This is a genomic window from Rathayibacter sp. AY1D9, from assembly GCF_002932395.1.
GTDB lineage: Bacteria > Actinomycetota > Actinomycetes > Actinomycetales > Microbacteriaceae > Rathayibacter.
The window spans coordinates 51,043-74,743 of record NZ_PSVQ01000004.1 but is presented as its reverse complement, the minus strand read 5'-3'; the positions used below and the strand labels follow the sequence as shown (position 1 = coordinate 74,743).

The following is a 23,701-nucleotide window of genomic DNA, read 5'->3' as shown; positions in this document are numbered from 1 at the left end:
GCTACTCCTTCGTGGTGGCGCCGGCGATCCCGGCGTCGAGGGCGAGGCCGGAGATCCCGGCGTCGAGGGGGTCGTGGTCGAGGACGCTGTCGAGGGTGTGGCCCATGCGGTCGCGCTTGGTCTCGAGGTAGCCCTCGTTGAAGGCGCCGATTCCGACGACGAGCGGCACGCGCTCGGCGACGACGATGCCGCGGTCGGTGAGCTGGCGGACCTTCTCGGGGTTGTTGGTGAGCAGGCGCACCTCGGTGAGGCCGAGGTCCTCGAGGATCCCGACCGCCGCTCCGTAGTCCCGCGCGTCGGCGGGGAGCCCGAGGGCGAGGTTCGCGTCGAGGGTGTCGAGGCCGTCCTCCTGCAGGCGGTAGGCGCGCAGCTTGTTGATCAGGCCGATGCCCCGGCCCTCGTGACCGCGGAGGTAGACGACGACGCCGCCGTCCCGCTGGATCGTGTCGAGGGCGGCGTCGAGCTGGGGCCCGCACTCGCACTTCAGCGAGCCGAAGGCCTCGCCGGTCAGGCACTCGGAGTGCACGCGCACCAGGGCGGGCCGCCCCGCGGCGACCTCTCCCGCGAGGATCGCGACGTGATCCGCTCCGGTCTGCCGGTCGCGGTAGGCGCGGATCCGGAACGGGCCGTGGGTGGTCGGCACCGTGGTCTCGACCTCGAAGCTCACCCGCGCGCTCTCCGGGACCGCGACCGTGACGGGCACCTCCGCGTCGCAGTGGAACTCCTGCAGGTACGCGATGAGGGCCGCGACCGTGGTCACCGGCACGCCCTCGCGCTCGCCGAGGGCGATCAGGCCGGGCAGCCGCATCATCTCGCCGTCCTCGGCGACGATCTCGGAGATCGCGCCCACGGGGTACAGGCCGGCGAGCTTCATCAGGTCGACCGCCGCCTCCGTGTGCCCGTCGCGCTCGCGCACGCCGCCGTCGACGGCGCGCAGCGGCAGGATGTGGCCGGGGCGGTTCAGGCGGGAGGGGGTCGCCTCGGGGTCGGCCAGCACGCGGAGGGTGTGCGCGCGGTCGGAGGCGCTGATGCCGGTGGAGAGCCGGTCGGCCGCGTCGACGGACAGCGTGTAGGCGGTGCCGCGCGGGTCCTCGTTCTCGACCACCATCAGCGGCAGGGCGAGGCGGTCGGCGATCTCGTTGGTCATCGGCGCGCAGATGAACCCGGAGGAGTGGCGGACCATCCAGGCGATCGTCTCCTGGCTGGCGAGCTGGGCCGAGACGATGACGTCGCCCTCGTTCTCGCGGCCCTCGTCGTCCGCGACGATGATCGGGCGCCCGGCGCGCAGCGCCTCGACGGCCTCGGGGATGGTGGCGAGGCTCATGAGCGGGCCTCCGCGATCGAGCGCAGTGCGAGCATCCGCTCGACGTGGCGGGCCAGGACGTCGGTCTCGATGTTGACCTGATCGCCGATCGCGCGCGCGCCCAGCGTGGTGACGGCGAGCGTCTCGGGGATCAGCGAGACCTCGAACCACTGCTCCGGCTCGGCGGCGGGGCTGATCGCCGAGACGGTCAGCGAGACGCCGTCGACCGCGATCGAGCCCTTGTCGACGACGAGCGGAGCGATCTCCGCCGGCAGCGAGAACCGCAGCACCCGCCAGGCCTCGCCCGGTGCGATCGCGAGCAGCGTCGCCGTGCCGTCGATGTGGCCCTGGACGATGTGGCCGCCGAGCCGGTCGCCCACCAGCGCGGCGCGCTCGAGGTTCACGGGGTCGCCGACGCCCACGCCGTCGAGGGTCGACATCCGCAGGGTCTGCGCCATGACGTCGGCGGTGAAGCCCTGGTCGGTGTGCTCGACCACGGTGAGGCAGACGCCCGAGACCGCGATCGAGTCGCCGTGCCGCACGCCCTCGACGGCGAGGGGCCCGCGGATGCTGAGGCGGATCGCGTCGGCGCCCGCCTCGACAGCGGTCACGACGCCCTTCTCCTCGATGATTCCGGTGAACATCAGTGGGTCTCCATCTGCAGGGCGTGGGGGAGGCGGGCCGGGGTGCCGGCACCGCCCGCGGGGAGGACGTCGGGGCGCGCGGTCACGAGGAGGTCGTCGCCGAGGATCTCGACCGAGCGGAGGGAGAGGCGCCGGGCCCCGCCGATGCTCTCCACGCCGAGGTCGCCGAGCGCGAGGCGGGGGCCGCCGAGGAGCGCGGGCGCGAGGAACACGAGGTACTCGTCGACCAGTCCGGCGGCGACGAGCGCGGAGGCGAGGGTCGGTCCGGCCTCGACGTAGACGCTGCGGATCTCGGCGGAGTAGAGGTGCGCGAGGACCGCGGCGAGGTCGCGGGTGCGCTCGACCACGACGGCGCGGGGGTGCTCGTGCAGGCGGGCGCCCGGCGGCACGGGGCGCGTGCCGACGACGACGGGCACCGGCTGGTGGGCGAGGAGTTCGCCTCCGTCGCCGCGGGCGGTGAGCGCGGGATCGTCGGCGAGGACGGTCCCGGTGCCGACGAGGATCGCGTCGTGCGCGGCACGCTGCTCGTGCACGCGCTGACGGGCCGCCGCTCCGGTGATCCAGCGGCTGCTGCCGTCCGCCGCCGCGGTGCGGCCGTCGAGGGTCGAGGCCCACTTGAGCGTGACGAAGGGGCGGTGCAGGCGGGTCGCGGTGAGCCACGGGTGGAGGAACTGCTCTCCCTCCTCGGCGAGCACGCCCTCGATCACCTCGACGCCGGCCTCGCGGAGGGTGCGACCGCCGCCGGCCGAGCGCTCGCCCGGGTCCGGCACGGCGTAGACGACGCGGGAGACGCCCGCCTCGATCAGGGCGCGGCTGCAGGGACCCGTGCGCCCTGTGTGGTCGCACGGCTCGAGCGAGACGACGGCCGTCGCTCCCTCGGCGGCGCCCGCCGCGACGTGCGACAGGGCGTCGACCTCGGCGTGCGCGGTGCCGGCTCCGTGGTGCCAGCCCTCGCCGAGGACGGTGCCGTCGGGCGCGAGGATCACGCAGCCCACGCGCGGGTTGGGTCCGCGGGCGGGCCCGCGCTCGGCGAGCGCCAGCGCCCGGCGCATCGCGTGCTCGTAGTCGATCGTCATTCCCGGTTCTTCCGTTCGTCGCCGAACTCCGGGGTCTCGATCGACGGTGCGCGGGCACCGTCGCTCAGCATCGCGCGGTGATGCGCGACGCTCGTGCTGCCTCTCCTCCGGACTTTCACCGTCGGTCCTGGGGTTCCACCAGGTCAACCGCCGCCCCTCTCGAGGGGCTGCGGCTCGCGGACTGTGACCGCCGGTTCGGAATTCCCACCGACCCCGGAGCACGTGCTGTCCGGTCAGCCTACCCACCCGCCGCCCGGCGGGAGCCTCCGCGCGTCACACTCCCGGCGCACGGTCGGCTGGCGCGGGGCGGGCGGCGCTCGGACGCAGGGGCCGGGTCGCGCTCGTCGAGTCCCGCGCGGCAAAGGACGCCCGGCTCAGTGCCGGTGCTCGTCCACCCAGCGCGGGAAGGGGTCCGCGTACTCCGCCCAGGCGGCGGGGCCGGCCAGCAGCTCCTCGGGGGTGAGCAGGCAGCTCTGCAGGACGGCGGTCAGCCTCCCGGTGTCCAGGCCCGTCCCGAAGAAGGCGAGCTCCTGGCCGAGAGGCGCGTCCTCGTCCCAGCTGAGCAGGCTGGTCGGGTCCAGCGTCAGCACGTCGCCGGCGACCGACCACGAGCCGACCCGGTCGGCGCGCGTCGCCAGGCGCACCAGGCCGCGGGAGCGGAGGATGCGGCCCACCTTCTCCGCCACCAGCTCCCCGTGGACCGCCGTGCTCAGGCGGCCGGGGTGGAAGGGCAGCGGATCGCGGAACACGAACTCCTCGACGGTCGTGCCCGAGGCGCGGCGCCGCGAGGTCCCGTTGAGGGCGCACTGCCAGCCCATCGAGGAGGCGATCGCGTGCGCGCGCCGGGGGTGGAGCCTCCGTGGCGCCGCCGGGAGCTCACCGGCGGGGAGGAGATCGGCGGTGGGGGCGAGTGCTCGCAGGAGGTCGCGGACGAGTGCGGTCCGCTCGGGGTCGCTCTCGGAGAGGGGCTCGGCGAGGGCGACGAGGCTCGAGAACTCCAGGCGGGCGGCGAGGCGCTCCGCCGAGTCGAAGGAGGGGCCCGCGCCGCCGCAGAGCACGCGCAGGATCTCCTCCGTCGACGTCACGGCGACCACGTCGAGGATCGCGATGCGGGTGTCGGCGGGATGCCGCTGCGCGCAGAGGTGCTCGAGCACGAGTCCGATCTCGAGCGGGTCGGCCTGGCCATCGAGGGCGACGACCGTGTGACCGCGGTGGCCGTCGTCGGCGTCGGCCGCGAGGCGCCGGTGGAGCTCCTCGGCGAGAGCGGGACCGTCGGCGCCGGGCGGATCGACCTCGAAGGCGATCCGGGACTCGGGCCTGCCGGCGAGGAGCGCGGCGGTCCGCCCGGCGTCCTGGGGGTCGGTCGCGCTGACGAGGGTGACGGCGAGGACGGGGGGTGCGGGGTGGTGGGGCTCCATGGACCGCTACTCTATCGATAACAGTTCTCATTAACGACAGGAGCATCCGTGAAGGTCCGCAACTCCCTCAGGTCGATGAAGGCGCAGCCCGGCTCGCAGGTGGTCCGCCGCCGGGGCCGCGTCTTCGTGATCAACAAGCTGAACCCGCGCTTCAAGGCCCGTCAGGGCTGAGCGCCGACGGGAGGGTGCGAGCCCTCCCGTCGCGCACGGCCTCAGTGCTCGTCGTAGTGGCCGGCGTGAGCGGCGTGCTTGTGGCCGTCGTGGACGAAGTCCACGTGGTCGTCGTGCTGCACGGTCTCGTGGCCGCAGGCGTCGCCGTGCTCGTGGTCGGCGGTCGAGTGCTCGGCCTCCGACTCGTGCTCGTCGTAGTGGTCGCCGTGCAGGGCGTGGTGGTGCGTGCCGTGGACGTAGTCGACGTGGTCCTCGTGCTGCACGGCCGGATGGCCGCAGCCCTCGCCGTGCTCGTGCTCGGTGACGGGGTGCTCGGCGTGGAGATCGGTGGTGCTCATGGTGCTGCCTTTCCGGATGCGGGGGCCGCGGACGCGACGGGCTCGAGTCGACCAGATCCATAAACGCATTGCAATGGATGCGCCTAATCGAGAGCGATCATCGTTCCCGACAGGGACGGAGGTCACCCCTCCAGGGCGTGCCGGACAGCGTCGTCGACAATGTGCGTGACGTGGGTGTCGGCGACGGAGTAGTGCGCCTCGCGGCCCACGCGCTCGACCGCGACCAGCCCGGCGGTGCGGAGCATCCGCAGGTGCTGCGAGACCAGCGGCTGCGAGAGCCCGGTCACCTCGGCCAGCCGCCCGACCGTCGACGTCTCCTCGGCGAGGGCCCGGAGCAGGCGCAGCCGGGAGGAGGAGGACAGCACCTTGAAGAGCTCGGCGGCGGGTTCGAGGTCCTCGGTCATCTGCTCATGTAAGCAGAGGTGCATGCGCCGTGTCCGCGCGGCGCCCCGCGCGCCTCCGGCTACCCTCGGTGCGATGGACGAGGACAGGTACGGGCAGGACGTGCTCGCCGGCGACTGGCGCGCCCGCGGCAGGGTCGAGGTGGCGGTGGTCGAGGCCGAGCGCGATCTGGTGGTCGAGGAGGTCGCCTCCGGCTTCGTGGGTGCCGTGCTCGGCGTGGAGCTGCGGATGGTGCGGCTGGAGGACCGGTTCGGCAAGGTCCGCGTGTTCCCGCTGGGGCCCGGGTTCCTCCTCGAGGGGAAGCCCGTGTCGCTGAAGGCGCCCGGGCTGAAGCGCGACGCCGGCCTCGGTCGCGCGCGCTCCGCCTCCGGCTCCTTCCACGTCGCCGACGCGAAGGCGCGGGTCGCCCTGCCCAGCCGCATCTACGTCGAGGGACGGCACGACGCCGAGCTGGTCGAGAAGGTCTGGGGCCACGACCTGCGGGTCGAGGGCGTCGTCGTCGAGTACATCGAGGGCGTCGACAACCTCGACGAGCTGGTGCGCGAGTTCCGGCCCGGTCCGGGGCGCCGCATCGGCGTGCTCGTCGACCACCTGGTGCGCGGCTCGAAGGAGTCGCGGATCGCCGAGCAGGTCGCCGCCGGTCCGCACGGCGCCCACGTCCTCGTCGTCGGCCACCCCTACATCGACGTCTGGCAGGCCGTGAAGCCCGGCCGGATCGGCCTGGAGCGCTGGCCCGAGATCCCTCGCGGAACCGAGTGGAAGCACGGGATCTGCGAGGCGCTCGGCTGGCCGCACGAGGAGCAGGCCGACATCGCGCGCGCCTGGCAGCGCATCCTCGGCCGGGTGCGCACCTTCCAGGACCTGGAGCCGGCGCTGCTGGGCCGGGTCGAGCAGCTCATCGACTTCGTGACGGAGCCCGCATGACCCGGCACGCGGGCCTCGGCCTCGCCCTCGACGCCGTGCTCGTCCTGGTCTTCGTGCTGATCGGCCGCGGGAGCCACGACGAGGGGTCGGCGCTGATCGGCCTGCTCACCACGCTCTGGCCGTTCCTGGCGGCGCTCCTGCTCGGCTGGGTCGTCACGCGCTCGTGGCGCTCCCCGGACCGGATCGTGCCCGCCGGGCTCGTCGTCTGGGCGGTGACCGTCGCGGGCGGGATGCTCCTGCGGATCGCCTCCGGGCAGGGCGTGCAGTGGAGCTTCGTGATCGTGACGGCCGTCGTGCTGGCCGTGTTCCTCCTCGGCCGCCGCGCTCTGACGCGGCTGATCGCCCGCCGGCGCTAGGCGGACCGGCGGCTCAGCCCACCCGCACCCCGAAGTGCTCCGCGAACAGCGGCAGCAGCAGGCTGAGCTGCAGCTCGGAGAGGGTGGCGCCGCGGAGGCCGTCCAGCCCGGTGAGCACGTGCAGCTCGGCGCCGCGCAGATCGAGGTGCTCGATCCGGGCCCGGGAGAGATCGAGGGAGCGGACGTCGCAGTCGACCAGGCGCAGCCGCGTGCCGGTCGCACCCGCCAGGTCGAGCTCGTCGATCGTGCAGCGCTCGAGCAGTACGTCGCGCACCGCGGCTCCGCGGAGGTTCAGGTAGCCGAGCTTGCAGTCGGCCACGCGCACCTGCTCCCAGGTGCTCTCGTAGAGCTCGGCCGAGCCCAGCCGCGAGGCGAGCAGCTCGACGGATCGGAGCCGGCTCCGCGGCGCCGAGAGCCCGGGGACGTCCAGCCGCTCGAGCCGCGACTCCGCGATCGACGCGGCCCGCAGCTGGGCGCCGTCCAGGACCACTCCCTCCAGCACGCACTCGCTGAAGGAGGCCGCGGTGAGATCGGCGCCGGTGAGGTCGGTGCCGGCGAAGCGCAGCCCTTCGGCGTGCTCCTGGGCGCCCGTGTCCCCGGCGTACCCCTCGGCGAGGCCGTCGAGGAGGAGGGGGTCGAGCCGGGGAGGAGCGGTCGCGTCGCGCACGCGGCGAGCCTAGTGCTGGCACCATGGCGGCATGCCCCGCCTGCTCGCCGTGTGCCGCGTCGCCCGCCTCCTGCCCGACTCCGGCACGGTCGGCGTGACCGCGATCGACAAGCGGCCGGTCGAGGGTCCCGTCGGAGTGCGCGACCTGGGCCTCTACGGCGACGTGCAGGCCGATCGCGCGCACCACGGCGGCCTCGACAAGGCGCTCTACGCCTACTCCGACGAGGACGCGGTCTGGTGGGCGGAGCGCCTGGGGCGGCCGGTGGCCGCGGGGATGTTCGGCGAGAACCTGCGGATCGCGGGCCTCGACGTGAGCGGAGCCGTGATCGGCGAGCGCTGGCGGATCGGCGAGGCGGTCGAGGTCGAGGTGACGATGCCGCGGACGCCGTGCGCGACGTTCCAACGGGCCCTCGGAGAGCCGCAGTGGGTGAAGCGCTTCGCCGACGAGGGGCGCACCGGCGCGTACCTGCGGGTGCTGCACCGCGGATCGGTGGAGGCGGGCGACGCCGTCGAGGTCCTGAGCCGGCCCGGGCACGGCGTCCCGGTCGACCGCTGGTACCGCGAGCACAGCCCGGCGGACGCGCAGGCGCTCCTCGAAGCGGAGGAGGCGGGCGCGCTCCGGCCGGCTCCGGCGCTGCGGGCGTCGATCGAGCGGGCGCTCGCCTGACCCGGTCTACTCCCCGCGCGCCTCGCGCTTGAGGCGGCGCTTGACCGCTCGCTCCGTGAGCACCGTCAGGTAGTCCTGCACGGGCCGGTCCTGCAGGTCCGCGAGCTCCTCGCGCACGAGCGGCGCGACCTGCTCCTCGGAGTGGTCGGGGAACTTCTTGCGCACGTTCGCGGTCACGTCGCGCACCACCTGGTCGAGATCGAAGTCGGTCGTCATGCGGAGATCCTGGCCCCTCCAGGTGAACAGGAGGGGCACGGAGCCCACGGCCCCGCGCCCCTCCTCCGTGCCGATGGTCAGCTCGCGGCGACGGCGATCTCGTTCGGTGTGACGTCGAGCTCGCCCGTGGCGACGACCTCTCCCGTGGTGAGGTCGACGGCGTGGATGCTGTCGGCGGCCGGGTCGGTCACGTAGGCGATGTACCCGGCGACCGTGATCGCGGGGTGCGGGTCCTGCCACTCGACCGGGCTCTCCCAGGCGTCGACGACGGGGTAGGAGGCGGTCAGCTCGCCGGTCTGGGGGTCGAGGACGTGGATCGCGCCGTCCGAGGCGATCATGTACGCCAGGTCGTCGGGGCCGCGGGCGACGCCGCGGAAGGTGTACTCGACGCCCTCGGGCAGGTCGACGACGTCGAGGGTCTTCGCCTCGGTGTCGATCAGCGCCACGCGGTGCAGGAGGTAGCCCTCGGCGTCGCGGTCGTCCTTGTAGTCGCCGACGATGATCGGGCTGGTCTCGCTGACCCAGGCGTTGCCCATGCGGCCGTACGGCTGGTCCGGCGCCTCGAGCTTCGTGATCTCGCCGCCGTCGTAGACCAGGGCGCCGTTCTCGCAGCCGAAGACGACGACCTCGTTCTCGGCCGTGCCCTCTCCGTGGACACCGGGGCACTGGTCGTTCGTGGCCGTCACGGCGCCGGAGGCGTCGCGCACCTCGATGCCGGTGCGCCCGTCGGCGTCACCGACCGTGGTGAGGAAGGTGCCGTCCTCGAGGACGATAGAGACGCCGTGGTGCGCCTCGACTCCCGGGATGGTCTCGGTCTCGGGCATCCCGTCCGAGGACGCCAGGTCGGCGGCCTCGAGGACGGTCGTGTCGCTCGTGCCGTCGGCGTAGAGGACGGTCTTCCCGGCGTGCCGGACGACGTGGCCCGGGGTGTCCGCGGGGAAGACGATGTCCGTCAGCTCCGGCTCGCCGCTGGTGCCGGCGGCGGTGTCGAGGAGCTGGAACCCCTCGCTCATGGTGACTATGACGTGGCGGTCGTCGCCGGCGGGGTTGAGGCGGGTGAACTCCTCGGAGTCCAGGTCCGCGACGGTCTCGAGGGTCTCGCCGTCGAGGACGAGGATGCCGCCCTCGTAGGCGACGGCGACGCGGGCGCCGGCGGCCGCCGCGGCCTCGGTGGCCGGCGCGGTGGACGCGGAGGACTCGGCGGCCGGGGTCGAGCTCGACGAGCAGGCCGCGAGGACCGTGATCGAGCAGGCGGCGATCAGGCCGAGGCCCGCCCGCCGGACGTGGGGATTCTGCATGGGTGCTTCTTCTTCCTGGTGGTGGATCGGAGGGCTCACGGGGAGAGCCCGGTGGCGATGCGCTGCGTGTTGACGCGCATCATGGCGAGGTAGTCGGGAGCGCCGCCCTCGGGCCCCGTCAGGGACTCCGTGAACAGCTCGACCACCTCCACGCGGATGTCGGCCTCGCTCGCGAGCGCCTGGACCAGGCGGTCGGGAGACGAGGACTCCGCGAAGATCGTGGGGACGCCGGTCTGCTCGACCGCGTCGACGAGATCGGCGAGGTCGGAGGCGGACGGCGCCGCGAGGGTCGTGCCTCCCGGGATGACGGCGCCGACGACGTCGAAGTCGAAGCGGTCGGCGAGGTACCCGAAGACGTGGTGGTTGGTGACGAGGGCGCGGCGCTCGGCGGGGATCGCGGCGAACGCCGCGGCCATCTCGGAGTCGAGCCGCTCGAGCTCGGCGCGGTAGCCGGCCGTCCGGTCCCGGACGGCGGCCGGATCGACGCCGTCGAGCGCGGCGAGCACGGGCCCGAGGGAGTCGACGACGTCGATCATCCGGCCGGGGTCCGTCCAGAAGTGCGAGTCCGGGCTCCCCTCCGCGTCGCCCTCGCTGTAGTCGAGGACGTCGACGGCGTCGCCGGCGACGAACGCGGGGACGTCCTCACCGGAGGCCTCGTCGAGGTGCTGCTGCAGGCCCTCTTCGAGTCCGAGCCCGTTCGAGACGACGAGGTCGGCGGAGCGCAGGCGCGCCGCCTCCTGCGCCGAGATCTCGAAGGAGTGCGGGTCGGTGTCGGGCTTCATCAGCGTGACGACCTGCGCCTCGTCGCCGACGAGCTCGCCCACGACGTCGCCGAGGATGTTGGTGGAGACGATGACGAGGGGCCTCTCGTCCTCCTCCGCGGACGTGCAGCCCGACAGGAGCAGGACCGCCGCGGCGGACGCGAGGGCCCAGCGGCGCCTCATCGGCCCGTCTCCGCCGTGAAGGCCGGCTCGGTGGCGGTCTCGAAGGTGCGGGCGAGGCGCGCGCCGTCCGCGTAGTCGATCTCGTGCAGCTTCCGCTCGGCGGGTGCGCTGAGGTAGGCCCGCTGCTGGTCGGCGATCAGGACGGGCCGCGAGCCGTCCGCGGTCGTGTCGGCGACGAGGGGCGCGGTCTCGGCGAGGACCGCGCCGTCGGAGCCGTCGAGCACCAGCACGCGGCCGTCGGCGGCGAGGGCGAGGACGGTCTCGTCCGCGTCGTCCACCGCGGTGACCTGCGCCAGCGGGGCGGGAGAGGGGAGGAGGCTCCAGGAGCGCTCCCGGGTGTCGAGGAGCCAGATGCCCGCGTCCCCGGCGAGGCCGGCGACCGTGGGGCGGCCCTCGCGGTTGTCGAAGGAGGCGGCGGGTGGCGCGGTGGTGCCGGCGGGGTAGGGGATCCGCTCGACGATGAGCTCCTCGTCCTCGATCGACGCCAGGAGTGCGCCGTCGGAGCAGCCGATGACGGCGCCGACGCGGGTGGTGATCGTCCCGGCGGGGTCGGGGCAGGCCTCGCGGAGGCCCGTCGGCTCGCCGTCCGAGTCGTAGCCGGCGACGGCCGCTCCGGATCCGGACCCCTCGGTCACCAGTGCGGACGAGCCGACGGGCACGACCATCCCGGGTCCGGGCTCGACGTCCTTCCGGAACCGCTCGACGATCGCGCCCTTCGACAGCGCCTCGGTGTCGAGGAGGACCGCCTCGCCGGAGTCGGGGAAGAAGAGTCCGGTTCCGCCGGTGGTCGAGAGGTTCGTCGTGGCGACGACGGCCGTCCCGGAGCCCTCGACCGTGCCGATCAGGCGGGGGTCCGCGCGGTAGTAGTGGAAGTGGTCGACGTGGTCCCAGGTCCACACGCCGCTGTCGACGATCTCGACGCCCGCATCGGTCTGGGCGAAGAGGTAGCGGCCGTCGGTCGTCATCGCGCTCGGTGCGCCGATGGTGCCGAGGCCGGTGACCGTCTCGTCGAGGAGGTCGAGGTGCGACACGGCGCCCGACGGGTCGATCGTCGTCAGCCCCAGGCGCGGCTCGGCGAGCTCGGCGGCGTTCGCGACGGCGCCGTGGCCGGAGCCCGTGTCGTCCGCGGCCGGCGCGGAGGCATCGGTCGAGCAGGCGGCCAGGCCCAGCGCGAGAGCGCCCAGGAGGACGGTGGAGGCGGTGGTTCGGGAGTGCACGGAGTCCTTTCGAGGGTGAGCGGGGGAGGGGCGGTGCCGGCAGGGCCTCATGCGGCGACCGGCTGAGGGCCCGACCGGGACGCGAGGGCCGACGCGGCCGAGCGGACCGCCCAGGACACCGCGGCGACCGCGATGGCCGTGCCGGCGACCGAGGCGCCCGCGGCCGTGGCCGCGTGCCAGGAGACGAGCAGGCCGACGAGCACGGAGGCCGCGCCGAGGATCGACGCGAGCAGCATCCGGGTCGGGATGCGGGTGGTCCAGTGCCCGGCGGCCACCGCGGGAGCCAGAAGGAGCCCGACGACGAGGAGCGAGCCGACCGCCTGGTAGGAGGCGACGACGGCGAGGGTCACCAGGCCGACCAGCGCGGCCTGAGCCGAGCGCGGACCGAGCCCGAGCACCGCGGCGATGCGCGGATCCAGCGCCAGGGCGACGAGCGGGCGGTGGAAGGCCGCCGCGACGAGGAGGCCGGCTCCGGCGGCGGCGGCGAGCACCCCGATGTCGACGGGGGTGATCGCGAGGATGTCGCCGAAGAGGATCGAGGTCGCGTCCGTGGCGAAGCTGCCCGAGTGCGAGATCACGATGACCCCCAGCGCCAGCATGGCGACGAAGAGCAGGCCGATGCTGGTGTCGTAGGACAGTCGTCCGCGCCGCTGCAGGGCCGCGATGCCGAGGCTCATCAGCACCGCGCTGGCTGCGCCGCCCACGAGGACGGGCGCGCCGAGCACCGTCGCGAGGGCGACGCCGGGGAGCATCCCGTGGGCGAGCGCCTCGCCGAGGAAGGCCATCCCGCGGAGCACCACCCAGGTGCCGACGACGCCGCAGAGGACCGCGACGAGGACGCCGCCGAGGAGGGCGCGCTGGAGGAAGTCGAGAGCGAACGGCTCGAGGATTCCGGCGAGGAGGCTGGGCATGGTGCCCGACCGTACACGATAATGAGAACAGTTATCACTCCTGTACGCTCGTCGGGATGGACGTCTCACCCCTGCCCGAGCCCCCGGTCCGCCTCCGAGGCGCTCACGTCGACTTCGGCTCCCGCCGCGCTCTCACGGGGGTCGATCTCGACGTCGCCGCGCGCTCGCTGACCGTGATCGCCGGGCCGAACGGCGCCGGCAAGTCGACGCTTCTGGAGGTGATCGCGGGAGTGCGTCCACTGACGTCCGGCACGCGGGACGTCACCGGAGCGATCGCCTTCGTGCCGCAGCGGGCGTCGATCCCGGACCTCCTCCCGGTGACGGTGCGCGACGTGGTCGCGGTGGGCACCTGGGGTCGGCTCGGCCGCCTCCGCCGCAGCGACGCGCGCGCGGCGGACGCGATCGCCACCGCGCTCGAGCGGATGGAGATCGCCGCGCTCGCCCGGGAGCCCTTCGCGGTGCTCTCCGGCGGTCAGCGGCAGCGGGCGCTCCTCGCCCAGGGGCTCGCCCGCGGGGCCGGCCTGCTGCTCCTGGACGAGCCCACCACCGGTCTCGATTCAGCGAGTGCGGAGCGGATCCGGTCGGTCCTGCGCGCGGAGGCGGACCGCGGCGCGACCGTGGTCTGCGTCTCGCACGACCCCGCCGTGCTGGCCGACGCGGACCGCGTCGTCGGACTCGTCGACGGGGCCCTCGCTCCAGCGGACCGATCCGTCACCCGCGGCCCGTGAGGCGAGGGCGCACGGGCCGTCCGTGACGGATCGCACCCGAGCGACGGCCCGCGGGCTGGGAGGATGGGGGGATGACCTCGACGCTGCTCGACCGGATGCCGACGCCCGACGCGGACGGGCGCGTCGACGACGACGCGGTCTACCTGGCCTTCACCGAGTGGGCGGAGTCGCGCGGCCTCCCGCTCTACCCGGCGCAGGACGAGTCCATGCTCGAGATCGCCTCCGGCTCCAACCTGATCCTCTCGACGCCCACCGGCACCGGGAAGTCGCTCGTCGCGATCGGCGCGCACGCCGCGGCGCTCGCCTCCGGACGCCGCAGCTTCTACACGGCGCCGATCAAGGCGCTCGTCTCCGAGAAGTTCTTCGCGCTGGTCGACGTCTTCGGCGCCTCCAACGTCGGGATGGTCACCGGCGACTCCTCGGTGAACGCCGACGCGCCGATCATCTGCTGCACGGCCGAGATCCTCGCGAACCTCGCGCTCCGGCACGGCGAGGACACCCCGGTCGACCAGGTCGTGATGGACGAGTTCCACTTCTACGCGGACCCGGCGCGCGGCTGGGCGTGGCAGGTGCCGCTGCTCACCCTCCCGCACGTGCAGTTCGTGCTGATGTCGGCCACCCTCAGCGACGTGACGGCGCTCGCCGCCGACCTCAGCCGCCGTACGGGCCGGGAGACCGCCCGGGTCACCGGCGTGGAGCGCCCGGTGCCGCTGCACTACTTCTACGAGATCGCGCCGATCCACGACTCCATCGAGGAGCTGCTCTCGACGAACCAGTCGCCGGTCTACGTCGTGCACTTCTCGCAGGCGGCCGCTCTCGAGCGTGCGCAGGCGCTCACCAGCGCGAACATCGCCACCCGCGAGCACCGCGACCGCATCGCCGAGGTGATCGGCGGCTTCCGCTTCACCACCGCGTTCGGCAAGACCCTCTCCCGGCTGCTCCGGCTGGGGATCGGCGTGCACCACGCGGGCATGCTGCCGAAGTACCGCCGCCTGGTCGAGCAGCTCGCCCAGCAGGGCATGCTGCGCGTGATCTGCGGCACGGACACCCTCGGCGTCGGCATCAACGTCCCGATCCGCACCGTGCTGCTCACCGCGCTGACCAAGTACGACGGCACCCGGACCCGCCAGCTCTCGGCCCGCGAGTTCCACCAGATCGCCGGCCGCGCCGGTCGCGCGGGGTACGACACCGCCGGGACCGTGGTCGTGCAGGCCCCCGAGCACGAGTCCGAGAACCGGAAGGCTCTCGACAAGATGGGCGACGACCCGAAGAAGCGGAGGAAGTGGGTCGCCAAGCGCGCGCCGCAGGGCTTCGTCAGCTGGGGCGAGCCGAGCTTCCGCAAGCTCGTCGACGCCGAGCCCGAGACGCTGACCTCGCACATGACGATCACCTCGGCGATGCTGCTGAACGTGATCGCCCGCGGCGGCGACGCCTACGCGAACGTGCACGCCCTGATCTTCGACAACCACGAGCCGTGGAAGCGGCAGCTGCAGCTCGCCCGCCGGGCGCTCGGTATCTACCGGACGCTGCGGGAGGCGGGCGTGGTCGAGCAGAGCGTCGGCGCCGACGGCGTGACCCGCATCCGCCTGACCGTCGACCTGCAGCCGAACTTCGCGCTCAACCAGCCGCTCTCGCCGTTCGCGCTGGCCGTGTTCGACGTTCTCGACCCGGAGTCGCCGAGCTTCGCGCTCGACGTGATCTCGGTGCTCGAGGCGACCCTCGACGACCCGCGCCCGATCCTGGGGGCCCAGCAGTTCCAGGCCCGCGGCGAGGCCGTCGCCGCGATGAAGGCCGACGGGATCGAGTACGAGGAGCGGATGGAGCTGCTCGAGTCCGTCACGCACCCCAAGCCGCTCGAGGAGCTCCTCGAGGCGACCTTCGAGACCTACACCGCGGCGCAGCCGTGGGTGAAGGACTTCGAGCTCTCGCCGAAGTCGGTCGTGCGCGACATGTACGAGCGGGCGATGTCCTTCGGCGAGTACACCGCGTTCTACAAGCTCTCCCGCTCGGAGGGACTGGTGCTGCGCTACCTGTCCGACGCGTTCCGCGCGGCCCGGCAGACCATCCCCGACGAGCTGAAGAACGAGGAGCTGCACGACCTGATCGAGTGGCTGGGCGAGCTCGTGCGCCAGGTCGACTCCTCGCTGGTCGACGAGTGGGAGGAGCTGGTCAATCCGGCGCTCCACGCGGCGGACCAGGCGATCGTGCCGCCCGCTCCGCGCCGCCTCACCGCGAACCACCGCGCCTTCCGCGTGCTGGTGCGCAACGAGATGTTCCGCCGGGTGACCCTCGCCGCCCTCGACGACCACGAGGCGCTCGGCGAGCTCGACGCCGCCGCCGGCTTCGACGCCGACGCGTGGGGCGCCGCGCTGGACGACTACTACGACGAGCACGACAGCATCGGCATCGGGCCCGACGCCCGGGGGCCGAAGATGCTGCTCGTCACGGAGGAGCCGACGCAGTGGCTCGTGCGGCAGATCCTCGACGATCCGGCCGGCGACCACGACTGGGGGATCTCGGCGACCGTCGACCTCGCCGAGTCGGACGAGCAGGGTGCGGCCGTCGTCCGCGTCACCTCGGTCGGCCGCCTGGACTGATCAGCGGCCGCGCTTCTCCCGGCGCTGCATCTCGGCGGCGATGTCCGCCTCGGTGATCTCCTTGCGGGCGGGACCCCAGATCGACGCGGCCTGGCCGACGACGCCGATCCCGATCCCGATCATCGGCCAGATCGGCCAGAAGTAGCCGTCGGCCCCTGTGCCGACCCAGACGGCGGTCGTGATCGCCGAGACGCTCGCCCATCCGCCGAGCGATCCCAGGAAGTCGCGGCGCCGCTTGACCTCGCGCACGGCGAGCGCGCGCTCGGCGTCCTCGACGCGGGCGGTCTCCACCTCCTCGCCGGAGGCGGCCGCCGGGACGACCTCCGCGGACCGGTCTCGCCGGGCGGACGGATCCGGAGTTCCCCACTCGTTCGTCATTCGGCCAGCCTACGCACGGGCCGTCGGAAGCGGTACGCGGGCTTCAGGCGGCGGTACGCGGGCTCAGGCGGCGGTACGCGGGCTCAGGGGGCGGCCGCCTGCTCCGGCTGGCAGTGCGGGCACCACCAGGTGCGGCGCTGCTCGGGGTCGTCGCGGACCTCGTCGCGGACGAGCACCGTCGTGCCGCAGCGCAGGCACGGGCGCCCGGCGCGCCCAGCGACCCAGTGCCGCTCGCCGCGGCGGGTGTCACCGGTGGTGGTCTGGAACATCCCCGGGATCGTGACGGAGGCGCGGAGGCCTCTCGCCGCGGTCGCCACGAGGGCGCGGACGTCGAGGGAGCCGATCGGCCGCCAGGGCCAGACCCCGCGGAGGAAGCAGACCTCGTTGGCCCAGAGGTTGCCGAGACCCGCGAGGCAGCGCTGGTCGAGGAGTGCGGCGACGACGGGCCGGTCCGGGAGGCGGGAGAGGCGCCGGACGGCCTCGTCGGCGTCCCAGTCCGCGCGGAGCGGGTCGGGCCCGAGGTGCCCGACGGCGCGCGGCTCGTCGCGGGTGGCGAGGAGCTCGACGACCGGGAGGTCGATGCCCCACACGGTCGAGTCGTCGTCGAGGCGGAGGCGGACGCGGACGTCCTTCTGCACCGAGCGGGGGACCGCTCGGCCGGGAGCGGTCACGGTCCAGGAGCCCTGCATCCGCAGGTGGGTGTGCAGGGTCGTTCCGCCGGAGAAGCGGGTGAGGAGGTGCTTGCCGTGGGTGTCGTGCTCGAGGATCCTCAGCCCGGCGAGGGAAGTGCCGACCGCGTCCCCGGAGCGCAGCTCGCCCTCGAGGACGGTGCGACCGTCCGCCGCCCGCCTGAGGCGGGCGGCGAGACGGTGCACACTGTCTCCCTCGGGCATCCCCGAACTCTAGGAGCCGGAGCTCGTCGAGGTCAGGGGTCGCGCGGGATCAGGCGCCGCGGTACGCCTGCTTGTAGACGCGCTCGGTGCCGTCGGGCGCGGTGACCTCGATGGTCGCCGTGCCGGCCTTGATGGGCGTGAAGACGGTCACGGTCTTCACCGTGAACGACTGGCCGGGCTTGACCGTCTTCTTCGTCTTGCTGCCGTACGCCGTCGTGATCTCGATCGAGACCGTCTCGTCGCCGTTGTTCACCGCCGACACCGTCAGCGTCCGCACGACGGCGAGGCGCTTGGTGGAGGCGGTGGTCGCGACGTCGATGACCGTGACGGGCTCGGGCTCCGGGTCCGTCCGGGTCTCGGGCAGGTCGAGGCCGACGACGACCGGGTCGTGGTCGCTGGAGCGGTACGCCGAGGTGTCGTAGAAGATCGTCGCGTTGTAGTCGTAGCGGCTGTACTCCAGTGCCACGGACTCGCCGCTGTTGATGTTCCAGGTGTCGACCCCGGTGACCGTCCTGTCGGCCGCGGGCGAGGCGAAGACGTGGTCCAGCGAGCCGACCGCGCCGTCGAACGAGTACGAGTACTTGCCGTCCTTCGCACCCTGGTCGATGTAGCCGGCGTCGGTGATCACCTTCACCGGGTCCTCCTTCGAGTAGGCGTTGAAGTCGCCCAGCAGGTAGACGAGCTCGGTGGCCTTCTCGGTGCGGAGGCGGTCGGCGAAGGCGACGAGGGCGGTCGCCTGCTTCACGCGCGAGGCGTTCGAGGCGCCCTGGCCGTCGCCCTGGTCGGCGTCGGCGCCGGATCCGGAGCCCTTCGACTTGAAGTGGTTCACGATCGCGACGAACTCGCTGGCGCTGTCGCCGAGGAGGCGGAACTCCTGGGCGAGGGGCTTGCGGGCGTTCGAGAAGTTCACCGTGTCGTTGAGCACGACGGACTCGCCGACCGGCTCGATGACGGCCTTCTTGTAGATGAAGGCGGTGCGGATGACGTCCTCGTCCGCGAGCGCGGGGAGCGCTGCGGGGGAGGGGACGTAGGCCCAGACCTCGGAGCCGGCCGCCGTGTTCAGCGCGGCGGTCAGGGTGGCGAGGGCCTCGTCGCGCGGCTTGCCGAACTTGGCCGAGTTCTCGATCTCCTCGAGCGAGACGACGCCCGCGCCGAGGGTGTTGATCGCGGTCACGATCTTGGCCTGCTGGCGCTCGAGGTCATCGGCGTTCGCCGCTCCGCGGGCGTCGCAGCCGCTGTTGACCGTGACGGGGTCGCCGTCGCGGTCGGTGTAGAAGGTGCAGCCGGTGATCGAGTCGCCGGTGGTGGAGAAGTAGTTGAGCACGTTGAAGGACGCGATCGAGAGGTCGCCGCCGACGGCCTCGGGCTTCGCGGTCCGGGTGTTCGCGAAGGTCGCGGGCTGGACGGTCGCGGCGTTCTCGACGGTCAGCTGCGTCGTCGGCTGGAAGGACCAGCCGCCGTTGCGGTAGTCGAGGACGACCGGGGTCGTGAAGGTCGCCGGGGCGCCCACGCGGATCGGCTCGGCCGGGGTGAGGTAGGGCAGCGGGATCGCCTTGTTCGCCGCGGCGCCGAGGAAGTTGATCGAGGCGCCGTCGTCGAGCACGATCGCGCGCGCGGCGTTGTCGGCGACGACCGCGGCCAGCTCCGGCGTTCCGGGGCGGGCGACCTCGGTCGGCGTGAGCAGCGGGGACGTGCCGGCGGCGAGGCCGACCGAGCCGAAGCTGTTCAGGTCGAAGGTGTCGGTGACCGTGTAGGCGCCCTGCGGAGCGATCAGCATGCTCTCGAGCACCTCGCGCTCGGCGGCGGTGCCGGGGAGCGCGACAGCGGCCGGGACCGGCGCTGCGGCGGCGCCGTCGAGCTTCACGACGGTCGCGGCCGAGGTCGGGGTGAGCTCGGTCAGGCCGTTGTACTCGCTCACCTCGCCGGTGATGCGCAGGTGGTCGCCGATCGCGACCGACCCGACGGAGGCGGAGGAGAAGACGAAGACGGCGTCGGAGGCCGTGCGCGAGCTCTCGCCGCCGGTGCCGGGGGTCTGGATGACGTAGCCGTTGTAGCCGCCGGACGGGTAGCGCGCGGTGACGACGCCGGAGGTGGTGACGGTGCTGCCGACGAGCGGCGACGCGTCGCCGGTGCCCTGGATCTCCGCGATGGAGACGGCCGGGATCTCGGCCGGAGGGGTCGTCGGGGGAGTGGTCGGCGGGGTCGTCGTCGGCGGCGAAGTGGGCTCGGGCTCGGATCCTCCGCCCGCGGCCTGAGGGGTCGGTGCGCCGAGCGCGAAGTCGGCCGAGTTGACGTCGGTGTCGCCGGTGGCGGTGTCCGCGCGGGCGATCGTCTGGGTGAGGGAGGGCACCGTGGCGACGGACGACTCGAAGGTGTTCGAGGTGCCGTAGCCGACGAGGTCGATCACCGCGTCCGGCTGGGCGGCGGCGCCGGTGGGCGGCGCCACGAGCGCCGAGGTCCCGTCGACGAGGAAGAGGGTGCCGCCCGCGGCGGCCATGTTGAGGCCGTTCGCGCTCTGGTCGGGCGTCGGCAGGGCCGCGCCGTTGGTGCCGTTGCTGGCACCGGCGAGCAGGAAGTGGCCGCCCGCGGGCACCGAGCCGGTGAGCGGCACGGTCGTGGTGGGGTTCGCGGTGCCGGTCGCCGAGCGGTACTGGATCGAGAGGCCGCCGAGGGCGATCTCGGCGGCGGTGGGGTTGTAGAGCTCCACGTAGCGGTTGCTGAACGCGGCACCGGCGGAGCCTCCGCGGGCGAAGACCTCGCTGATGACGAGCTCGTCGCCCGAGGGCGCGGCCGCGGCGGAGGTCGCGACCAGCGGAGCGGCCGCCAGGGCCAGTCCGGTCAGGGCCGCCAGGCCGAGCCCGCGCCTCCGGCGGCGGTCGGGCGGGGTGGGAGAGTCGGGCATGGTGGTCCTCTCGATCGCCGCTCGGAAGAGCGGTCGCAGCGTCGTCGCCGCGCGGCGCGGCCAGCGCACCCCCGGAAGGGACACGCATGGTCACGCTATGCAGTGCGGGTGCCCGGCCTGTGAACCGGACGTTTCATGAACGTAAACTCATCCACCGACATCGGGGCGCGCGGGTGCCGCTCGCGGCGCGTTCGCGGCTTCGCGGGCCACACTCGTCGGATGATCTCCTTCGAGCTGGCCCGTGCCCTGCGCACGGCGGGCGTGCGCTGGACGCCCCGCACCGGTGACCGCTTCCGCATCGAGCGGGAGGGCTTCGACGGCGACGTCTTCACCGTCAGCGACATGACCATCGAGGCGCACGAGTACCCGAGCGGGACCGTCCTCGGCTTCAACGGCACCACGGAATGGGCGCTCGACTCCGTCTCCCTGGAGGACTCGCTCTGGCTGCCGCGGGAGGACCAGCTGCGCGAGCTCCTCCGCGGGACCTTCCGCTCCCTCCGTCGCCTCGCCGAGCCGGAGACGCGGTTCGCCGTCGAGGTCGAGCTCGGCGGCCGGGCGCGGACCTTCGAGGACGCGGCGGCCGAGAACGCCTACGCGGAGGCACTGCTCGCGCTGGTCAGCTCGGTCGCGGTCGACCTCGACGACGTGGACGAGCTGGACGCGGCCGACGAGCCCGACCGGGCGGCCGAGCGGGCCTGAGGCTCCGTCCGACCCCGACCCTCCGCATCCGGCGGGGCTAGGACGCCGCCTTCTCCGCCGCCGCGGTCTTCTTCGGGGTCCGCTTCTTCGCAGGCGCGTCGGCGCCCTTCTCCGGGTCGGCTCTCTTCGCCGCGGGCTTCTTCTTCGCGGCGGTCGTCGCCGGAGCCTTCGGCGCCTTCTTCGCGGCCTTCTTCTCGGCGGGGGCCTCCTCCGCCGGCGTCCCCTTCGCCCCGCGGCTGCGCTCGACCGAGCGCTTGAGCGCCTCCATCAGGTCGAGCACCTCGCCGCCGCCCTCCTCCTCCGGCGCCTCGCCGAAGGTCGCGGCGGTGTCGAGGGCGTCGCCCTGCTCGATCTTGGCGTCGATCAGCGTGCGCAGCTCCTCCTGGTACGCGTCGTGGAACTTCGCGGCGTCGAAGTCCTCGGAGTAGGAGTCGACCAGGTGCGCCGACATCTCGAGCTCGCGCGCCGCGATCCGGGTGCTGCCCTCCAGCGACGGGAACTCGACCTCCCGTACCTCGTCCGCCCAGAGCAGGGTCTGCAGCATCAGAAGCTTGCCGCGCACGCGCAGCGCGGCGAGGCGGGTCTTCTGCCGCAGCGCGAACTCGACGATCGCGGTGCGGTCCGTCTGCTCGAGGGTGCGGCGCAGCAGGACGTAGGCCTTGGGGGAGGAGGAGTCGGGCTCCAGGATGTAGGCGCGGTCGAACATGATCGGGTCGACCTGCTCGCTGGGCACGAACTGCACGACGTCGATCTCGCGGTCGCGCTCCTCCGGCAGCGCCTTGAGCTCGTCCTTGGACAGGACCACGGTGCGCTCGCCGTCGTCGTAGGCCTTGTCGATGTGGTCGAAGGTGACGACCTCGCCGCAGATCTCGCACTTGCGCTGATACCGGATCCGTCCGCCGTCCTTGTCGTGGACCTGGTGCAGCGGGATGTCGTGGTCCTCGGTCGCGCTGTAGATCTTCACCGGCACGTTGACCAGGCCGAAGGTGATCGCGCCCTTCCAGATGGCTCGCATGCGCCCAGTGAACACCGTGTCCCCCGGCCGCCGGAAGCCCTGTCGGACGTGAGGGAGCCCCCGACCGTCGAAGGGACCCGCCGCAGCTCGACGGTCCGGGGTCCCCTCAGGGCGGAACGACGGAGCCGCCCGGTCGTCGCGGAGCGACGGCCGGACGGCTCCGGGGCGGTGGCGGCTAGCCGCGCTCGGCGCTCCGGCGGCGCAGCGCGGCGAGCAGGAGCCCGCCGACGCCGCCGGCGATCAGCAGTCCGCCGAGGCCCAGCGGCAGGCCGACGTCGGCTCCCGTCGAGGCCAGGGGCGGGCGGCCGCCGGGGTGCGGCGCCACGGCGGTCGGCGTGCTGCTCGGGGTGGGAGCGGCCGTCGGCGCGGTGGTGGGCGCGGTCGTCGGGGCGACGGTCGGCTGCGCGGTCGGAACGACGGTCGGCTCGGCGGTCGGGGCCACGGTGGGCTCCGGCGTCGGGGTCGGCGTGGTCGGGTCCTTCTCGGCGTCGATCGCGGAGGTGTCCGCGGCGAACGAGGCGGTCACGAAGGCGATGGCCTTCGACGTGATGCCGAGCGCCTCCTGGTTGATGTTGTCGATGTCGTCGGCGGCGGAGTGGTAGTTCGGGTCGTGCGTGATGCCGGCGGTGCCGCCGAACAGCGCGACCTCCTCCTCCGTCTTGACGTCGTCGGCGCCGGTGAAGACGCCCGAGGACGGGATGCCGACCGAGATGAAGCCGTCGTAGTCGCTGCGGCCGTCGAACGCGGTGTCGATCCAGGGCTGGTCGATCGAGTCGAAGTAGTCGGTGAACGCCTTCTCGGTCGCGATCGAGCCGGCGGGCACGTCCACGGGGGCCTCGTAGGTGGACTGGTCCGCGTCGTAGACGGAGATCACGTAGTTCGGCGAGGCGACCATGTCGAAGTTCATGTAGGTCGCGATCTTCGAGGCGTCCTCCTCCGTCAGGGAGTCGACGTAGGTGTAGGAGCCGACCAGGCCCACCTCCTCGGCGCCCCACCAGGCGAAGCGGACCGCGTTGGTCGTGTCGCCCGCGGCGGCCAGCTGCACGGCCGTCTCGAGCAGCGTCGCGGATCCGGAGCCGTTGTCGTTGATGCCGGGGCCGGCGGGCACGCTGTCGAGGTGCGCGCCGAGCATGACCACGTTGTCGTGGTCGCCGCCCGGGGTCTCCGTGACGATGTTGAAGGTCTCCACCTCGGTCGTCGTCTGGTCGATGAGGACCGAGACGCTCGCGGGGAGCGACGCCAGCAGCGCCTGCCCCTCGGCCTGCGTGACGCCGACGCCGGGGACGGCGGCCGCGTCCTGTCCGCCGAACGTCCCGTTGAGGGCGTCGCTCGGCGCGTTGTCGTAGATGATGATCGCGGCGGCGCCGGCGGCACCGGCGGCGACCGACTTCTCGAGGAAGCTGCAGGAGCCGCGGCTGACGAGCGCGATCTTCCCGGTGGCGTCGAGGCCGGTCCAGGCGTCCGTGGTGCAGCCGAGCGGATCGACGGGGGCGATGAGCTCGCCGGTCACGCCGCCCTCGGGCGTCGACGGAGTGAACTCCATCGGGGTGCCGACGGCGCCGGTCCCGGTGGTCAGCGTGAACGCGTCGATCGTCTGCGTCGCGGTGGTGAAGTCCTGGCGCTGCGTCGTGTAGCCGGCGCCCGCAAGGACCTTCTCCACGTACTCGCCGCTCAGCTCGTAGCCCGGGGTGCCGATCGCGCGGGTGCCGCCGTTGGCGTCCGCGATCGACTGGAGCGCCTCCAGGTGGGTCATGATGCCGTCGACCGTGACGGTGTCGGCGAAGTCGACCGGCTCGACGGCGCTCGCCGTCGGCGCGAAGGCGAAGCCGGCGACGAGGGCGCCCGCTCCGATCATCGCGCTCGAGCCGATCAGCGAGCGGCGTCGGCGGCCGCTCGGGGTGTTCGTGGTGGTTCGCGCCACTGTGGCTCCCTCTCCT

The 23,701-nt window shown here is 73.2% G+C and carries 24 protein-coding genes; 7 read left to right on the top strand and 17 right to left on the bottom strand.

The genetic code is table 11. The features are described from left to right. Nucleotide 1: 1 nt before the first annotated feature. From ribA to C5C50_RS03760, 4 genes are all read right to left on the bottom strand, one after another. Nucleotides 2–1,324, bottom strand: coding sequence for a GTP cyclohydrolase II (gene ribA / locus C5C50_RS03775; protein WP_104247336.1), 1,323 nt, complete (start codon nucleotides 1,322–1,324; stop codon nucleotides 2–4). Then, nucleotides 1,321–1,947: a riboflavin synthase gene (locus tag C5C50_RS03770; RefSeq protein WP_104272859.1), complete on the bottom strand. Its 627-nt coding sequence runs from the start codon at nucleotides 1,945–1,947 to the stop codon at nucleotides 1,321–1,323. Before C5C50_RS03770 ends, ribA begins: the two co-directional genes overlap by 4 nt. Then, nucleotides 1,947–3,023: a bifunctional diaminohydroxyphosphoribosylaminopyrimidine deaminase/5-amino-6-(5-phosphoribosylamino)uracil reductase RibD gene (gene ribD / locus C5C50_RS03765; protein WP_258062884.1), complete on the bottom strand. Its 1,077-nt coding sequence runs from the start codon at nucleotides 3,021–3,023 to the stop codon at nucleotides 1,947–1,949. The genes C5C50_RS03770 and ribD overlap by 1 nt, the downstream gene beginning before the upstream one ends. A gap of 374 nt (nucleotides 3,024–3,397) precedes the next feature. Next, nucleotides 3,398–4,441 carry a GTP-binding protein gene (locus tag C5C50_RS03760; protein ID WP_104272858.1) on the bottom strand — a complete coding sequence of 348 codons (1,044 nt, stop codon included), beginning with the start codon at nucleotides 4,439–4,441 and terminating at the stop codon, nucleotides 3,398–3,400. 48 nt (nucleotides 4,442–4,489) lie between these two features. Here C5C50_RS03760 and ykgO point away from each other — a divergent pair, with 48 nt between their 5' ends. Next, complete coding sequence (gene ykgO / locus C5C50_RS03755; protein WP_104226896.1) at nucleotides 4,490–4,612, top strand: type B 50S ribosomal protein L36; 123 nt, start codon at nucleotides 4,490–4,492, stop codon at nucleotides 4,610–4,612. A gap of 41 nt (nucleotides 4,613–4,653) precedes the next feature. Here the strand turns inward: ykgO and C5C50_RS17230 are convergent, their stop codons facing one another. Together C5C50_RS17230 and C5C50_RS03745 are read right to left on the bottom strand one after the other, a co-directional pair. Further along, entirely contained in the window at nucleotides 4,654–4,950 is a 297-nt protein-coding gene (locus tag C5C50_RS17230) for a hypothetical protein (RefSeq protein WP_104222233.1), read from the bottom strand. 122 nt (nucleotides 4,951–5,072) lie between these two features. Then, nucleotides 5,073–5,354, bottom strand: a complete 282-nt coding sequence (locus C5C50_RS03745; protein WP_104222235.1) for a helix-turn-helix transcriptional regulator — start codon at nucleotides 5,352–5,354, stop codon at nucleotides 5,073–5,075. A gap of 73 nt (nucleotides 5,355–5,427) precedes the next feature. On the opposite strand from C5C50_RS03745, the gene C5C50_RS03740 reads away from it, so the two are divergent. Further along, entirely contained in the window at nucleotides 5,428–6,276 is an 849-nt protein-coding gene (locus C5C50_RS03740; protein WP_104226898.1) for a DUF3097 domain-containing protein, read from the top strand. Next, nucleotides 6,273–6,632 (top strand): DUF3054 domain-containing protein, encoded by a 360-nt coding sequence (locus C5C50_RS03735; protein ID WP_104233715.1) that lies wholly within the window; start codon nucleotides 6,273–6,275, stop codon nucleotides 6,630–6,632. The genes C5C50_RS03740 and C5C50_RS03735 overlap by 4 nt, the downstream gene beginning before the upstream one ends. Before the next feature lie 13 nt (nucleotides 6,633–6,645). Here C5C50_RS03735 and C5C50_RS03730 read toward each other — a convergent pair whose 3' ends face one another. Next, on the bottom strand, nucleotides 6,646–7,299 hold the full coding sequence (locus tag C5C50_RS03730) for a pentapeptide repeat-containing protein (protein ID WP_104272857.1): 654 nt from the start codon (nucleotides 7,297–7,299) through the stop codon (nucleotides 6,646–6,648). 31 nt (nucleotides 7,300–7,330) lie between these two features. Here C5C50_RS03730 and C5C50_RS03725 point away from each other — a divergent pair, with 31 nt between their 5' ends. Continuing rightward, nucleotides 7,331–7,966, top strand: a complete 636-nt coding sequence (locus tag C5C50_RS03725) for an MOSC domain-containing protein (protein WP_104255826.1) — start codon at nucleotides 7,331–7,333, stop codon at nucleotides 7,964–7,966. 6 nt (nucleotides 7,967–7,972) lie between these two features. On the opposite strand, the gene C5C50_RS03720 is transcribed toward C5C50_RS03725, so the two are convergent. The 5 genes from C5C50_RS03720 to aztB form a co-directional block, all read right to left on the bottom strand. Next, on the bottom strand, nucleotides 7,973–8,182 hold the full coding sequence (locus C5C50_RS03720) for a three-helix bundle dimerization domain-containing protein (RefSeq protein ID WP_104262881.1): 210 nt from the start codon (nucleotides 8,180–8,182) through the stop codon (nucleotides 7,973–7,975). A 77-nt stretch (nucleotides 8,183–8,259) separates the two neighbouring features. Next, complete coding sequence (gene aztD, locus C5C50_RS03715; protein WP_104272856.1) at nucleotides 8,260–9,480, bottom strand: zinc metallochaperone AztD; 1,221 nt, start codon at nucleotides 9,478–9,480, stop codon at nucleotides 8,260–8,262. A gap of 35 nt (nucleotides 9,481–9,515) precedes the next feature. Next, nucleotides 9,516–10,424, bottom strand: coding sequence for a zinc ABC transporter substrate-binding protein AztC (gene aztC / locus C5C50_RS03710; RefSeq protein ID WP_104272855.1), 909 nt, complete (start codon nucleotides 10,422–10,424; stop codon nucleotides 9,516–9,518). Next, nucleotides 10,421–11,641 carry an ABC transporter gene (locus C5C50_RS03705; RefSeq protein WP_104226905.1) on the bottom strand — a complete coding sequence of 407 codons (1,221 nt, stop codon included), beginning with the start codon at nucleotides 11,639–11,641 and terminating at the stop codon, nucleotides 10,421–10,423. The genes aztC and C5C50_RS03705 overlap by 4 nt, the downstream gene beginning before the upstream one ends. Before the next feature lie 47 nt (nucleotides 11,642–11,688). Beyond that, nucleotides 11,689–12,552 (bottom strand): zinc ABC transporter permease AztB, encoded by an 864-nt coding sequence (aztB, locus tag C5C50_RS03700; protein ID WP_104272854.1) that lies wholly within the window; start codon nucleotides 12,550–12,552, stop codon nucleotides 11,689–11,691. Nucleotides 12,553–12,608: 56 nt separating this feature from the next. On the opposite strand from aztB, the gene aztA reads away from it, so the two are divergent. Together aztA and C5C50_RS03690 are read left to right on the top strand one after the other, a co-directional pair. After that, on the top strand, nucleotides 12,609–13,280 hold the full coding sequence (aztA, locus tag C5C50_RS03695; RefSeq protein ID WP_104272853.1) for a zinc ABC transporter ATP-binding protein AztA: 672 nt from the start codon (nucleotides 12,609–12,611) through the stop codon (nucleotides 13,278–13,280). Between the two features lie 71 nt (nucleotides 13,281–13,351). Further along, complete coding sequence (locus C5C50_RS03690; RefSeq protein ID WP_104272852.1) at nucleotides 13,352–15,877, top strand: RNA helicase; 2,526 nt, start codon at nucleotides 13,352–13,354, stop codon at nucleotides 15,875–15,877. Here C5C50_RS03690 and C5C50_RS03685 read toward each other — a convergent pair whose 3' ends face one another. The 3 genes from C5C50_RS03685 to C5C50_RS03675 all read right to left on the bottom strand — a co-directional run bounded on the left by C5C50_RS03685 (nucleotide 15,878) and on the right by C5C50_RS03675 (nucleotide 20,134). Then, entirely contained in the window at nucleotides 15,878–16,255 is a 378-nt protein-coding gene (locus C5C50_RS03685; protein ID WP_104272851.1) for a 2TM domain-containing protein, read from the bottom strand. It abuts the gene before it with no gap. 83 nt (nucleotides 16,256–16,338) lie between these two features. Next, nucleotides 16,339–17,148 carry a DNA-formamidopyrimidine glycosylase family protein gene (locus C5C50_RS03680; RefSeq protein WP_104272850.1) on the bottom strand — a complete coding sequence of 270 codons (810 nt, stop codon included), beginning with the start codon at nucleotides 17,146–17,148 and terminating at the stop codon, nucleotides 16,339–16,341. Nucleotides 17,149–17,197: 49 nt separating this feature from the next. Then, entirely contained in the window at nucleotides 17,198–20,134 is a 2,937-nt protein-coding gene (locus C5C50_RS03675; RefSeq protein ID WP_258067635.1) for an ExeM/NucH family extracellular endonuclease, read from the bottom strand. A 135-nt stretch (nucleotides 20,135–20,269) separates the two neighbouring features. On the opposite strand from C5C50_RS03675, the gene C5C50_RS03670 reads away from it, so the two are divergent. Beyond that, nucleotides 20,270–20,749, top strand: a complete 480-nt coding sequence (locus C5C50_RS03670; protein ID WP_244229602.1) for a pilus assembly protein CpaE — start codon at nucleotides 20,270–20,272, stop codon at nucleotides 20,747–20,749. A 37-nt stretch (nucleotides 20,750–20,786) separates the two neighbouring features. Here C5C50_RS03670 and C5C50_RS03665 read toward each other — a convergent pair whose 3' ends face one another. Together C5C50_RS03665 and C5C50_RS03660 are read right to left on the bottom strand one after the other, a co-directional pair. Continuing rightward, nucleotides 20,787–21,764 (bottom strand): Ku protein, encoded by a 978-nt coding sequence (locus C5C50_RS03665; protein WP_104272849.1) that lies wholly within the window; start codon nucleotides 21,762–21,764, stop codon nucleotides 20,787–20,789. Nucleotides 21,765–21,939: 175 nt separating this feature from the next. Continuing rightward, nucleotides 21,940–23,685, bottom strand: coding sequence for a M28 family peptidase (locus C5C50_RS03660; RefSeq protein WP_104272848.1), 1,746 nt, complete (start codon nucleotides 23,683–23,685; stop codon nucleotides 21,940–21,942). Nucleotides 23,686–23,701: the final 16 nt, after the last annotated feature.

What these genes read in the sequence shown, in the direction of transcription:
- C5C50_RS03665 (WP_104272849.1), bottom strand. Translation starts at nt 21,764, where the DNA reads ATGCGAGCCATCTGGAAGGGCGCGATCACCTTCGGCCTGGTCAACGTG.
- aztB (WP_104272854.1), bottom strand. Translation starts at nt 12,552, where the DNA reads ATGCCCAGCCTCCTCGCCGGAATCCTCGAGCCGTTCGCTCTCGACTTC.
- ribD (WP_258062884.1), bottom strand. Translation starts at nt 3,023, where the DNA reads ATGACGATCGACTACGAGCACGCGATGCGCCGGGCGCTGGCGCTCGCC.
- C5C50_RS03670 (WP_244229602.1), top strand. Translation starts at nt 20,270, where the DNA reads ATGATCTCCTTCGAGCTGGCCCGTGCCCTGCGCACGGCGGGCGTGCGC.
- C5C50_RS03680 (WP_104272850.1), bottom strand. Translation starts at nt 17,148, where the DNA reads ATGCCCGAGGGAGACAGTGTGCACCGTCTCGCCGCCCGCCTCAGGCGG.
- aztD (WP_104272856.1), bottom strand. Translation starts at nt 9,480, where the DNA reads ATGCAGAATCCCCACGTCCGGCGGGCGGGCCTCGGCCTGATCGCCGCC.
- C5C50_RS03690 (WP_104272852.1), top strand. Translation starts at nt 13,352, where the DNA reads ATGACCTCGACGCTGCTCGACCGGATGCCGACGCCCGACGCGGACGGG.
- aztC (WP_104272855.1), bottom strand. Translation starts at nt 10,424, where the DNA reads ATGAGGCGCCGCTGGGCCCTCGCGTCCGCCGCGGCGGTCCTGCTCCTG.
- C5C50_RS03725 (WP_104255826.1), top strand. Translation starts at nt 7,331, where the DNA reads ATGCCCCGCCTGCTCGCCGTGTGCCGCGTCGCCCGCCTCCTGCCCGAC.
- C5C50_RS03735 (WP_104233715.1), top strand. Translation starts at nt 6,273, where the DNA reads ATGACCCGGCACGCGGGCCTCGGCCTCGCCCTCGACGCCGTGCTCGTC.
- aztA (WP_104272853.1), top strand. Translation starts at nt 12,609, where the DNA reads ATGGACGTCTCACCCCTGCCCGAGCCCCCGGTCCGCCTCCGAGGCGCT.
- C5C50_RS03685 (WP_104272851.1), bottom strand. Translation starts at nt 16,255, where the DNA reads ATGACGAACGAGTGGGGAACTCCGGATCCGTCCGCCCGGCGAGACCGG.
- C5C50_RS03770 (WP_104272859.1), bottom strand. Translation starts at nt 1,947, where the DNA reads ATGTTCACCGGAATCATCGAGGAGAAGGGCGTCGTGACCGCTGTCGAG.
- C5C50_RS03745 (WP_104222235.1), bottom strand. Translation starts at nt 5,354, where the DNA reads ATGACCGAGGACCTCGAACCCGCCGCCGAGCTCTTCAAGGTGCTGTCC.
- C5C50_RS03760 (WP_104272858.1), bottom strand. Translation starts at nt 4,441, where the DNA reads ATGGAGCCCCACCACCCCGCACCCCCCGTCCTCGCCGTCACCCTCGTC.
- ribA (WP_104247336.1), bottom strand. Translation starts at nt 1,324, where the DNA reads ATGAGCCTCGCCACCATCCCCGAGGCCGTCGAGGCGCTGCGCGCCGGG.
- C5C50_RS17230 (WP_104222233.1), bottom strand. Translation starts at nt 4,950, where the DNA reads ATGAGCACCACCGATCTCCACGCCGAGCACCCCGTCACCGAGCACGAG.
- C5C50_RS03740 (WP_104226898.1), top strand. Translation starts at nt 5,428, where the DNA reads ATGGACGAGGACAGGTACGGGCAGGACGTGCTCGCCGGCGACTGGCGC.
- C5C50_RS03720 (WP_104262881.1), bottom strand. Translation starts at nt 8,182, where the DNA reads ATGACGACCGACTTCGATCTCGACCAGGTGGTGCGCGACGTGACCGCG.